11 protein-coding genes are annotated in these 11,349 nt (G+C 67.7%); 5 read left to right on the top strand and 6 right to left on the bottom strand.

From position 1 onward, the window contains the following. Nucleotides 1–16 precede the first annotated feature (16 nt). Nucleotides 17–1,531, bottom strand: coding sequence for an acyl-CoA carboxylase subunit beta (locus ACWCO2_RS29800; RefSeq protein ID WP_450131110.1), 1,515 nt, complete (start codon nt 1,529–1,531; stop codon nt 17–19). A gap of 478 nt (nt 1,532–2,009) precedes the next feature. Here ACWCO2_RS29800 and ACWCO2_RS29805 point away from each other — a divergent pair, with 478 nt between their 5' ends. Continuing rightward, the gene (locus ACWCO2_RS29805; protein WP_450131111.1) at nt 2,010–2,654 is read left to right on the top strand and encodes a hypothetical protein; all 645 of its coding nucleotides are present in this window, start codon (nt 2,010–2,012) and stop codon (nt 2,652–2,654) included. Nucleotides 2,655–2,702: 48 nt separating this feature from the next. Here the strand turns inward: ACWCO2_RS29805 and ACWCO2_RS29810 are convergent, their stop codons facing one another. From ACWCO2_RS29810 to ACWCO2_RS29830, 5 genes are all read right to left on the bottom strand, one after another. Further along, the gene (locus tag ACWCO2_RS29810) at nt 2,703–3,443 is read right to left on the bottom strand and encodes an IS630 family transposase (protein ID WP_450131112.1); all 741 of its coding nucleotides are present in this window, start codon (nt 3,441–3,443) and stop codon (nt 2,703–2,705) included. Between the two features lie 310 nt (nt 3,444–3,753). Further along, complete coding sequence (locus tag ACWCO2_RS29815; protein ID WP_450131113.1) at nt 3,754–4,437, bottom strand: MadR family response regulator transcription factor; 684 nt, start codon at nt 4,435–4,437, stop codon at nt 3,754–3,756. Next, on the bottom strand, nt 4,430–5,812 hold the full coding sequence (locus tag ACWCO2_RS29820; RefSeq protein WP_450131114.1) for a MadS family sensor histidine kinase: 1,383 nt from the start codon (nt 5,810–5,812) through the stop codon (nt 4,430–4,432). Before ACWCO2_RS29820 ends, ACWCO2_RS29815 begins: the two co-directional genes overlap by 8 nt. Next, the gene (locus ACWCO2_RS29825; protein WP_450131115.1) at nt 5,809–6,624 is read right to left on the bottom strand and encodes an iron-containing alcohol dehydrogenase; all 816 of its coding nucleotides are present in this window, start codon (nt 6,622–6,624) and stop codon (nt 5,809–5,811) included. Before ACWCO2_RS29825 ends, ACWCO2_RS29820 begins: the two co-directional genes overlap by 4 nt. A 195-nt stretch (nt 6,625–6,819) precedes the next feature. After that, nucleotides 6,820–8,298 carry a GAF domain-containing protein gene (locus ACWCO2_RS29830; protein ID WP_450131116.1) on the bottom strand — a complete coding sequence of 493 codons (1,479 nt, stop codon included), beginning with the start codon at nt 8,296–8,298 and terminating at the stop codon, nt 6,820–6,822. A gap of 223 nt (nt 8,299–8,521) precedes the next feature. On the opposite strand from ACWCO2_RS29830, the gene exaC reads away from it, so the two are divergent. The 4 genes from exaC to ACWCO2_RS29850 form a co-directional block, all read left to right on the top strand. Further along, on the top strand, nt 8,522–10,045 hold the full coding sequence (gene exaC / locus ACWCO2_RS29835) for an acetaldehyde dehydrogenase ExaC (RefSeq protein WP_450131117.1): 1,524 nt from the start codon (nt 8,522–8,524) through the stop codon (nt 10,043–10,045). Next, nucleotides 10,045–10,419, top strand: coding sequence for a DUF779 domain-containing protein (locus tag ACWCO2_RS29840; RefSeq protein ID WP_450131118.1), 375 nt, complete (start codon nt 10,045–10,047; stop codon nt 10,417–10,419). Before exaC ends, ACWCO2_RS29840 begins: the two co-directional genes overlap by 1 nt. Next, nucleotides 10,409–11,104 carry an adenylate kinase gene (locus ACWCO2_RS29845; RefSeq protein WP_450131119.1) on the top strand — a complete coding sequence of 232 codons (696 nt, stop codon included), beginning with the start codon at nt 10,409–10,411 and terminating at the stop codon, nt 11,102–11,104. The genes ACWCO2_RS29840 and ACWCO2_RS29845 overlap by 11 nt, the downstream gene beginning before the upstream one ends. Nucleotides 11,105–11,167: 63 nt before the next feature. Beyond that, on the top strand, nt 11,168–11,349 hold a 182-nt coding region (locus ACWCO2_RS29850), incomplete at its 3' end, for a hypothetical protein (RefSeq protein ID WP_450131122.1).

The raw sequence follows: 11,349 nt of genomic DNA on the forward strand, positions 1-11,349 counted from the left end.
CAGGGTGTTCGGATGCCTAGTGGAGGCCGAGCCCCATGCTGCACAAGGCGGCGATGAGGGTCTCCCGGGTCCGCTCCGGCGCGATGACGTCGTCGACAATTCCGGCGTCGACGGCCCGGAAGGGGTGCGTGAACTCGGCTCGGAAGCGCGCGGCGAGCTCGGCGCGAACCGCTCGCGGCTCCTCTGCCTCCGCCAGCTCCCGGCGGTTCAGGATGCCCACGGCCGCTTCGGGACCCATGACGGCGACCTCGGCACCGGGCCACGCCCACGTGAAGTCGGCTCCCAGCGACCGGGAGCCCATCGCGATGTATGCCCCGCCGTAGGCCTTGCGCATGATCACGGTGAGCCGGGGGGACTGCGCGTCGACGTAGGCATCGAGCATGTCCGCGCCATGCGTGATGACGGCGCGCTGCTCCTCCACCGCGCCCGGCATGAACCCGGGGACATCGACGAACGTCGTGATCGGAACCCCGAACCGACCGCAGAACCGGACGAATCGCGCCACCTTCTGGGCGGCCTTAGCATCCAGGATGCCGCCTCGGCGCCAGGACTGGGAGGCGACGATACCGATCGGGACTCCGTTCAGCCGCGCGAAGCCGGTCACGACGCTCGGCGAGAACCTGCCCGCGATCTCTAGGTGACTTCCTGCGTCGACGATGCAGGAGAGCGCCCGGCGGACGTCGAACGGAACGTTGCTGGCCTGGGGGATGATCTCGCGCAGATCCTCCGGGTCCCCCTCAGGGTCTCGCGCGGCATGAAGCGGTAGCTCGCCGCCGCGGCGTTGCGGGAGGAAACCCAGCAGGACGCCGGTGAGCTTCAGCGCCTCCCGTTCGTCGGAGGCCTCTAGATGAGCGACTCCGCTGTCCCGGGTGTGCAGTCCGGCTCCGCCAAGGTCCTCGGGGTCTATCTCTTCGCCGGTCGCCGCCTTGACTACCTCCGGCCCGGTGAGGAACAGCCGGCCTTGGCCGCCCACCATGATCGTCCAGTCGGTCAAGGCCGGAGAGTAGGCCGCGGCGCCAGCGCACGGTCCCATGATCACGGAGACCTGGGGGACGTGCTTCTTGGCCCGCACGTTCTGCGTGAAGATCCGGCCGCAACCGTGGAGCGCCTCGATCCCCTCGTGGATGCGCGCTCCACCGGAATCGTTGATGTAGACGATGGGCATCCCGTTGTCGATGGCGAACCGCTGAAGGCGTTCCACCTTGTCGGCGAACACGGCGCCGATCGAGCCGCCCGTGACGCTGAAGTCATGACTCGCCATCGCAGTCGGTCGCCCGTGGACAAGGCCCCAGCCCACCGCCACGCCGTCTCCCGGGAGCGGCACGTCCGAGCCGTCAGCGAGGGACCGCCGACCCTCCCGGAGCGCCATGATCTCGCGGAAGGCGCCATCGTCGCACAGCGAACGAGCCCGATCTCGAGCCGAGAGATGCCGCGGCGGCTTGACGTCCAGGCGACTCAGGCGCTCGGAGCGCGCGAGGAGAGGTCCGATCTGGTCGCCAGCCCGTTCGGTGCTGTTGAGGTCGACGATCATGACTACCCCTATCTGTCTAGTCGGTAGATAAACCTACCAACCGGTTGAAGATGGAGCAACAGACTTCTATGGTTCTGGGGACGCCGACCACGCGGACGCGGAAATCTGAGCCGGGAGGCGCCGCGAGTCCGCGAGAAGAGGAGGAGGACATGCGAAAGGACAGCGCCACCAAGGCACCGCGGTCAGCTCACGCGCCCGCGCGGGACACCTCCGACGCTTCGATGGCCACGGAGCCGGGGTCATCGAAGCGACCCGTTCGCTGGAAGCTCGTGATAGCGGCGGACGATCCATGGGCTGGCGTGCTCTACGAGACGCGGGCGGGACATCGCCGCGAATCGTTCGGCGGTCCGGCCAAGTTCCTTCAGGCCCTCACGCGCCTCACGGACTGGCAGTGGCCACCACACGAGCTGTGAGTTCGACAAGACACCGGTGAAGAACCATCCCGAGAAGGGACCGCCATGAACAACTTCCCCAAGCGGTGGATCATCAACGCCGGGAGTCGGAGTTCTACACGGTGATGGCGGTAACCGCCCCAGACAAGAAGACCCGCGGCAGGATCTCGGTGTTCGTAGTGGAGAAGAACGACCCAAGCGGCTCGTTCGGTGCGCGTCTACGAGTGCCGCCGCAGGCTGGTGCGGGCTGCGACCAGATCGTCTTCGAACTCAGCAATGCGCTGCTTGAGCGCGTCGCTGCACTCCCGCAGGCTCGTGTTGGCCTCGGTGAGGCGCTGGTTGTCTGCAAGGAAGCAAGAGCCAGTGGCCTCGTCAGCCGTGTCGTCGAAGATGGCGAGCTGAACATCAAGGCCATGACCGCCGCGGTGCTGCTTGCCCAAGGCCCGCGAAAAGCGATCGCTGAGACGAAGCGACTGATGCGGGCTACTCCGCATGCTCACCTGGAAGAACACTCGAGCGAAGAAGCGCACACTATCGCGAGCCTTGTCGGCACGTCGGACGGCTGGGAGGACATCGCCGCATTCCGAGACAAGCGGCCGCCGTGGTTTGGACCGAGCCTGCTCCACCCGCACGATCGCACCGAACTTCCAGAAACTGCACTCCACCCCAGTACCTCGGACGTGCCTACCGCGCATCGCCGCCGTCCTGGACGGAGCCTCTGTCAGGGCTAAAAAAGGGGGATCTCTGACCAGCCCTAGTGTCCTGTGATCCTGATCTTCTTACTTTGCGTTGTTGTCGACGAGTTTTCTGATGTTGGTCTGGACGATGCGGACCTTGGCCAGGATCTCGTCGGCGGTAGCGGTCCAGGTGAAGGGCTTGGGGTTGGTGTCCCAGTGGGTGATGTAGTCGCGAATCTGTCCAATGAGGACCTTGACTGAGGTGAATGTGCCGCGGCGGATGGCCTGGCGAGTGATGATGCCGAACCAGGTTTCGATCTGATTGATCCACGACGAACCGATCGGAGTGAAGTGAAACGTGACGTTCGGGTTCTTCTCCAGCCAGCCCATCACGTCAGGGGTGGTGTGCGTGGACAGGTTGTCCAGCACGATGTGGATGTCCTTGTCCGCGTGGGGTTTGACGGCTTTCTTCAGGAAGGCCAGGAAGTTGGCGCCATCCCGCACCGGTTTGCATTCCCCGTACACCTCGCCGGTGCCCACATTGAGCGCTGCGAAGAGGTTCGTGATGCCATGCCGTACGTAATCATGAGTACGTTTCTCGCTGGCATCAAAGGCGATCGGCAGCACCGGCTGGGTCCGGTCCAATGCCTGAACCTGAGTCTTCTCGTCAACCGAGAGCACCACCGCCCCTCCCGGCGGATCCAGGTACAACCCGACGATGCCGGCTACCTTCTCGGCGAAGGCCGGATCCTTGCTGACCTTGAACGTGCCCTGCCGGTGGGGCCACAACCCGTTATCCCGCCACAGTTTCGCCACGTAACGACGCCGCAGGATTCGCGTCATGCTACGGACCGCACAGTCGCTCCCCCTTTGAACAGGGGTTTCGACACTGGGCTTCGACCTGACCCGTTTCCAGACCAAGCCGCGAGTCTGCTACCGGGCTTCCTGGCAACTCCCCGGACCGGACTCACACCGGCAAGCGACGACAAGCTTACGACCACAGACGATCTACGTGGTCACCTCCAGCCTGCTGGGCGCGAGAAACACGGAGGCTAATGGGGCGTGTCGGTCCTTGAGCACTGTTGGGAAGGGCCGTTGCTGGTGATCGTGGCACCACATCGTGATCGACACTGCAACAGGTCAAGATCCACGCTCAGATGAGCCCGCGCTTGCTTGCTTCGTAGACGGCTTCCGCGCGTGTGGAGACACCGAGCTTGCGCATGATGTTGCGCACGTGGAACTTCACCGTCGTCTCGGAGATGTAGAGCTGGCCGCCGACGTGCCGGTTGCTCGACCCGGTGGCCATCAGCCGGAGCACACCCAGCTCGCGTTCGGTCAGTTCCGGTGCGGTGGAGCGGTTGTTCATCGAGTGCACTATCGCCGCGGCCGAGCGCGAGTCGAACGCGCTCTCCTTGCGGGCCACCGCGCGGATCGCCCGGACCAGCTCGGTGGTGTCGACGTCCTTGACCACGTAACCACGGGCACCGCGGTGCACGGCGTCGACGACGAGCTTCTCGTCCAGGAAGGTCGTCAGCACCAGGACCCCGAGCCCTTCGTGCTCCCCGGTCAACCGCTCGCACAGCGCCAGGCCCTCGGTGTCCTCACCGGAGGACAGCTTGAGGTCCAGCAGCACCACCGCGGGCCGCGTCCGGCCGACCACCGCGACCGCCTCCGCCGCGGTGGAGGCCTCCCCGACCACTTCGAGGTCCTGTTCCCGTTCGAGCAGCGACCGCAGCCCCTGCCGGACGATGGAGTGGTCGTCGACGATCACGATCCGGACCGGACCCGGCGGTGCGCTCACCGCGCCCCCGGACTGCCACGCGGCTTCCTCAGACATCGGTGTCCCCTTCTGACAGCGGCATCGGCACTTCCAGCCTGATGAGCACCCCGCCCATCTTCGCCCTGCCGATGTTGAGCTCACCGCCGAGTTCTTCGGCTCGTGCGGCCATGTTCGCCAGCCCCCGGTGGTGCCCGTTGAGGTCATTGGTGCGCGCCGCCCGCAGCATTCGCCGCAGCTGTGCAGGAACCCCGGTGCCGTCGTCGGCGATCGACAGCACAACGCGGTCGGTCTCGTACTTCAGGTGCACCGACGCGCGACCCGCGCCCGAGTGGGTCGCGGTGTTGAACAGGGCCTCGCCGGTCAGCCGCAGCAGCGAGTGCTCAGCCTCGCCGGGCAGCGGCACCGGCTTGCCCTCGATCCGGACCACAACGTCGACTGATGTCGGCAGGTGCACGTTGGACAGCCGTTCCAGCAGCACCGGCAGCGAGCCGGGGCCCTCGTCGGCACCCCGGTGCAGCGCGTAGATCGCCGACCGCAGCTGGGCGACCGCCTGCTGGGTCAGGTCCCTGGCCACCATGAGCCGCTCGGCGACCTGCCGCGCGTCGGCGCCCATCGCCGCCAGCTCCGACCGGCACACCTCCACGGTCATGCCGGCGCTGAGCACGGCCTGGGTCACGCTGTCGTGCAGCTCCCGCGCTATGCGGCGCCGTTCCTCGTCGATGACCTGCCGCTGCATCACCTCGGTCAGCCGGCGCTGGACCTCCTGCAGCTCGGCGTTGCGTTCGACGAGATCCTTGGCCTGCCGGGAAGCTTCCTCGTTCAACTGCTCGGCGTGCCCCTTCAACTGGGCCGCGGTGTGGAACAGGTAGGAGTTGTACAGCGCCACCGCGGCCTGATTGGCCAGCACCCGCAGGACCGCGAGGTCGGTCCCGGTGACTTCCACTCCCGCACCGGGCCGACCCACGACGCCGCCGACCGGCTCCTCGTCGAGCAGCATCGGCGCGCGCACCCAGCCCGGCCCGGCCTCACCCGGTTCGAGCTCCCACGGGCGCTGGCGGATCACCTCGAGCTGCTCGCGGACCTCGGCGGGCAGATCGTGCTCCTGGTCGATCAGCTCGCCGTTCCGGGCGAACAGGAAACCCGGACGTATCCCCCGCAACGCCCCGTCGGCGAAGGCCAGCAGCACCCACTCGGCTTTCAGGTGCTCGACGGCGGCCACGACGACCGCCTCCACCAGCGCCCTCGGCCCCTCCGCCGAGCGCACCACAGCGCGGGAGATCTCGTCGAGCGCCTGCACGGCCACGGCCAGCCGCTCGTTCGAGCGCCGGTACTCGGGGTAGAACGACCGCTTGCTCGATCGCATCCCGGTGAGCTCACCGAGCGTCGTCTCCCCCGCGCGGACGCGGCCACCACCGGACACCTTCGACCTCACATGGCCTTTCGGAACAACGACTCGATCTCCGCCTGGGTGACCTGGCGCGGGTTGGTCGCCAGGCACGCGTCCTTCATCGTCGTCCTGGCCAGGTGCGCGACGTTGTGCTCGCCGACCCCGAGGCAGGACAAACCGCGCGGGACGCCGACGGAGTCGGCCAGCTCGCGGACCCGATCGGCGAGCACCTCGGCGACCTCGGCCGCGGGTACGCGGTCGGTGTCGATGCCCGCGGCGGCGGCCAGCGGCACGTAGCGAGTCGGGCTCAGTTCCGCGTTGAACCGGATCACGTGCGGCAGCAGAACCCCGTTGATCACGCCGTGCGGCGCGTCGAGCAGCCCGCCGACCTGGTGGCTCATGGCGTGGGTGGCGCCGAGGATCGCGTTGGTGAACGCCCCGCCGTTGGCGGACACGATCGCCACGCCCTTGGCCGCGTCGATGCACGAGCCGCCGCCTGCGGCGATGATCACGTCCGCGCCGGCCTGGGCGTATTCGCAGTAGGCCGCCTGCACCTCGTGGTCCTTCGGGTTCGGCGTCAGCTCGTGCCAGACGACCGGTTCCAGACCCACCTCGCGCAGGTGCGCCACTGCCTCGCGCACCCATCCTGCCGCCACGATGCCCGGATCGGTGACCAAGAAGGGGCGGCGCGCGCCGAGCCGTCGAGCCGAGTGGCCAAGCTCGGCCAGCGAATCGGGGCCGAACACAATTTCCGGCGCGTGGAACTTCGCCAAGGCCGGGCACTGCTCGCCGACATCGTCACGGCTGGGTTGGCGCGGCACGCCCACATCTTCTAACGCGATTTCCAGCTCCGGCATTCTCGTGGTCCTCCCGACCCGCCGATGAGCCTTCGCCTGCGAACGAGTCCGGCCGGTGCGCGGCCCGCGGCGAGACCAGCTGCAGGCAGACCAGAAGCATTACTGTGGCGTAAACCACAGGTGAACCTACAGTCGGGACTGTACCTCGAAACTGTCCGGATGAGCACCCCTGACCTGTCCGATCGGACAGGTGCGCTACGCAGTTTCTTCCAGTAGCAGGCGCAGCCGGGTTTCGAGCACGTTGCGCTGCGGAGCATCCGGCGCTATCAGGTCCCGTGCTCTTTCCAGCACTTCCAGATCATCGCGCCCCGCATCGGTGTTGGCGAAGCGCCAGAGCAGTTCAGGGTCCCCGCTGCCCAGTGCCCAGCCGCGCAACGATGCCACGAGCTCGTCGCGCTCGGCGCGGATCGCGACGGACTCCGAGTGCGGCAGCAGCAGTCCGGCTCGGTCCACGGCGGCGTCGGCATCGCCCTGGCGCAGCGCCTCGCGGACGGCGTGCAGGTCGCTGTCCACATCCGCCGCGATGCGGTACGGCCTGGTCTTGACCACGTGCTGGCCCAGGGCGTTGCGGATGCGGTGGATCTCCACCCGGACCGTGGTGGGGTTGCCCTGCTCCCCGTGCAGCAGCAGCGCGAGCCGTTCCGCGGTCAGCCCGCCGGGGTTCATCGCCAGCAGCGCGAGGATTTCGGCGTGCCGCAGGCTCAGCTCCCACCCGACACCGTCCACTGTGACCATTGGAACCTCGTCGCCGAGCAGCCTCAACGACAACTGCGGCCTGCGATGGGACCGGCGCTGCCCGACGCGCAGCAGGTAGCCGCCGTCGAGCGGTTCGACCTCGGCATCCTCGCCGTCGTCCAGCCGGACCGTTCCGCTGTCGTCGAGGCCGATCCGCTGCCCCGGCACGAACCGCGTCGAGGGTGCGCTCGCGACGATCCGTCCGCTGGGGCTCAGCAGCGCCGCATCCCGACCGGACTCGGTGAGGTGGTGGGCGTTGCGCTCCCGGAGCAGGTCGTCGGAGGCGGCCAGGCGCCAGCGGAGCTCGCCTTCGACCAGCCGCGCACCGGCCACCACGAGCGCGAGCAGCGCCGGGTGCATCGTGTGCAGCGGCCCGCTGAGGTCGACCGCTCCGAGCAGCGCACCCGTATCGGGATCGCGGACCGGACAGGCGGCGCAGGTCCAGGAGTGGTAGGTCCGCACGAGGTGCTCGGCGGAGTGAATCTGCACGGGAGCCCCGGTGGCGAGCGTGGTGCCCATCGCGTTGGTGCCGATCGCGCTCTCGGCCCACCGGGTGCCTTCGGCGAGCTGGACCCGGTCGGCTTCCCGGCAGACCTGGGGATGTCCTTCCCGCCAGAGGATGTTGCCGTCGGCATCGGTGATGATCATGACGTGGCTGGTGCCGTCGGCCGCATCGAGCAGCGTCTGGCGCAGCATCGGCACCCAGCGCGCCAGCGGGTGCGCTTGGCGGACGTCGTCGAGCCTGCCTGAGTCGAACGCCAGCGGCGGTTGCCTGAGATCGGGATCGATCCGGGCTGCCAGCGAACGCCTCCAGGACTCGGAGATGACCGGTCGCGGCTCGTGCGAGAGCCGGTCACCGGCCAGGACGGCAGCGTGCACCCGCTCGAGCAGTCGGGCTCGCTCGAGCGGATCAACCGAGGTGTCGTAGCTGGTGTCCATTCGCCTGCGCAGAAGTGTCGAGAACGCGGGAACATCCGGTCGCCGAAAGACTCATAGTGCGGGGTGACACAGGTTACGGGCAAGTGCGCCCGCGACACCGGTTCACCCCGTTGCAACGTCGCTGCAACGTTGCGACTCGTAGCTTCTCGCCACACCAGAGGCATGAGTGGCCCAGCTCACGGCGGCCCGCGGAGGACCGCACCAGCACACGAGAGGCGAACAGATGGTTCTGCATGCAGCGCCGGGCACGGTGGGTTCGGCGGTCGAGTTCCGCTCGCGTTACGACCACTTCATCGGCGGCGAGTACGTGGCTCCGGTCGGCGGGGGCTACTTCGAGAACCCGACGCCGGTCACAGGCCGGACGTTCACCGAAGTCGCCCGCGGCACGGCCGACGACGTGGAACGCGCGCTCGACGCCGCCGAGGGGGCCGCGCCCGCGTGGGGCCGCACGTCGGTGGCGGAGCGTTCGGGGATCCTGCTCAAGATCGCCGACCGGATGGAGGCCAACCTCGAGAAACTGGCGGTCGCCGAGAGCTGGGACAACGGCAAGCCGATCCGGGAGACGCTCGCTGCCGACATCCCGCTGGCGATCGACCACTTCCGCTACTTCGCGGGCGTGCTGCGGGGCCAGGAGGGCACTCTCTCGCAGATCGACGACGACACCGTCGCCTACCACTTCCACGAGCCGCTGGGCGTGGTCGCCCAGATCATCCCGTGGAACTTCCCGCTGCTGATGGCGACCTGGAAGCTGGCTCCGGCACTGGCCGCGGGCAACGCGGTGGTGCTCAAGCCCGCCGAGCAGACGCCCGCGTCGATCCATGTGCTGATCGACCTGATCGCCGACCTGCTGCCCGCGGGCGTGCTCAACGTGGTCAACGGCTTCGGCGTGGAGGCCGGCAAGCCGCTGGCCTCCAGCTCGCGGGTGCGCAAGGTCGCCTTCACCGGCGAGACCACCACCGGCCGGCTGATCCTGCAGTACGCCAGCGCGAACATCATCCCGGTCACCGTCGAGCTCGGCGGCAAGAGCCCGAACATCTTCTTCTCCGACGTCGCCGACGCCAACGACGCCTTCTACGACAAGGCGCTGGAAGGGTTCGCGCTGTTCGCCCTCAACCAGGGCGAGGTGTGCACGTGCCCGTCACGGGCGCTGGTCCAGTCCAGCATCTACGACGCGTTCCTCACCGACGCGGTGGCCCGAACCGAGAAGATCAAGCAGGGCAACCCGCTGGACACCGACACCCAGATCGGCGCGCAGGCCAGCAACGACCAGCTGGAGAAGATCCTCTCCTACATCGACATCGGCGAGCAGGAGGGCGCGAAGCTCCTCACCGGCGGCCACCGGGTCGAGCTCGAAGGCGAACTGGCCGGCGGATTCTACGTCGCCCCGACGGTGTTCGCGGGACACAACAAGCATCGGATCTTCCAGGAGGAGATCTTCGGCCCGGTCGTCGCGGTCACGAGCTTCGAAGACTACGACGACGCGATGAAGATCGCCAACGACACCCTCTTCGGCCTCGGCGCCGGCGTGTGGTCCCGAAACGGCAACACCGCCTACCGCGCCGGCCGCGACATCCAGGCCGGCCGGGTGTGGGTGAACAACTACCACGCCTACCCCGCCCACTCCGCGTTCGGCGGCTACAAGCAGTCCGGCATCGGGCGCGAGACCCACAAGATGATGCTGGACCACTACCAGCAGACCAAGAACATGCTGGTCAGCTACTCCAACAACGCGCTGGGATTCTTCTGATGGCCAGCGACCGAGTCGCGGTGACCCCGGAGGCTGCGGAGCAGATCCGCCGCCTCCGGGCGCAGCACGGGCCGGTCATGTTCCACCAGTCCGGCGGATGCTGCGACGGCAGCGCCCCTATGTGCTACCCGGAGGGGGAATTCGCCACCAGCGAAGCCGACGTGCACCTCGGCGACCTGGCGGTGGACAGCGAAGCGGTACCGGTGTGGATGTCCAGATCGCAGTTCGAGTACCGGAGGCACACCCACCTCACCATCGACCTCGTACCAGGCCGGGGCAGCGGCTTCTCCCTCGAGGCGCCCGATGGTGTCCGCTTCCTCATCCGGTCCCGGCTGCTCACCGAAGAGGAATGGAAACGACTGAATGCGAGCTGAACACGAGCCTAGCCGCGTTGTCCTGATCGGGCCGCCGGGCGCCGGCAAGGGAACGCAGGCGGAAGCGATTTCGGCCCGACTGGGTGTTCCACACATCTCCACCGGGGACATCTTCCGGCGCAACGTCGGCGAGGGCACGGATCTCGGACTGCGGGCGAAGTCCTACATGGACAGCGGCGCCCTGGTTCCGAACGAGCTGACCAACGAAATGGTGCGCAGACGTCTCGGTGAGGACGACGCCGACGGCTTCCTGCTCGACGGGTTCCCCCGGAACCGGGAGCAGGCCGAGTTTCTCGACAACACACTGCGAAACTCCGGACGCACCGTCGACATGGTGCTGGAACTGCAGGTGCCCGCGGAGGAAATCGTTCGTCGCCTCAACGGAAGGCGCGTGTGCGGCACGTGTGGGCGGAGCTGGCACGTGGATTTCAACGCCACGAGGGTGGAGGGCAGCTGCAACGCCTGCGCCGGTCCGCTGCATCGGCGCGACGACGACCGCGAGGACGCGATCCGACGCCGTCTGCAGCTCTACGAGCAGCAGACCGCACCGATGCTCGTGCACTACCAGGAGAAAAACAGGCTGGTGCGGGTCGACGCGTCCGGTCCGGTCGACGCTGTCGGCGAGCGGGTGGCCGCCGCGCTCGGCGCCCGACCGAACAACAGCGCAACGTCGCCGCAACGTTGACCGCCGTAGATTCGTCCAACAGGTTGACGGATCTGGGAAAGCCGCAACGAAAAAGCGATCACGCTGTCACGTGATCGCGTCGAGAGGTCGGAAGTGGGCAAACACGCACAGAGCACTTTGGACAATCTGCTCACCGAAGAACGGGGCCATCCGCCCTCGGCGGAGTTCGCGTCGCAGGCGAACGCCACCGCCGAGCTCTACGACCAGGCGGATGCCGATCGGGATGCGTTCTGGGCCGAGCAGGC

The organism is Saccharopolyspora sp. NPDC002376, from assembly GCF_053593195.1.

Bases quoted from the DNA above. Each gene is read 5' to 3' on its own strand.
- ACWCO2_RS29840 (WP_450131118.1), top strand. From the start codon at position 10,045: ATGGCCAGCGACCGAGTCGCGGTGACCCCGGAGGCTGCGGAGCAGATC.
- ACWCO2_RS29830 (WP_450131116.1), bottom strand. From the start codon at position 8,298: ATGGACACCAGCTACGACACCTCGGTTGATCCGCTCGAGCGAGCCCGA.
- ACWCO2_RS29815 (WP_450131113.1), bottom strand. From the start codon at position 4,437: ATGTCTGAGGAAGCCGCGTGGCAGTCCGGGGGCGCGGTGAGCGCACCG.
- ACWCO2_RS29845 (WP_450131119.1), top strand. From the start codon at position 10,409: ATGCGAGCTGAACACGAGCCTAGCCGCGTTGTCCTGATCGGGCCGCCG.
- ACWCO2_RS29825 (WP_450131115.1), bottom strand. From the start codon at position 6,624: ATGCCGGAGCTGGAAATCGCGTTAGAAGATGTGGGCGTGCCGCGCCAA.
- ACWCO2_RS29800 (WP_450131110.1), bottom strand. From the start codon at position 1,531: ATGATCGTCGACCTCAACAGCACCGAACGGGCTGGCGACCAGATCGGA.
- ACWCO2_RS29810 (WP_450131112.1), bottom strand. From the start codon at position 3,443: ATGACGCGAATCCTGCGGCGTCGTTACGTGGCGAAACTGTGGCGGGAT.
- exaC (WP_450131117.1), top strand. From the start codon at position 8,522: ATGGTTCTGCATGCAGCGCCGGGCACGGTGGGTTCGGCGGTCGAGTTC.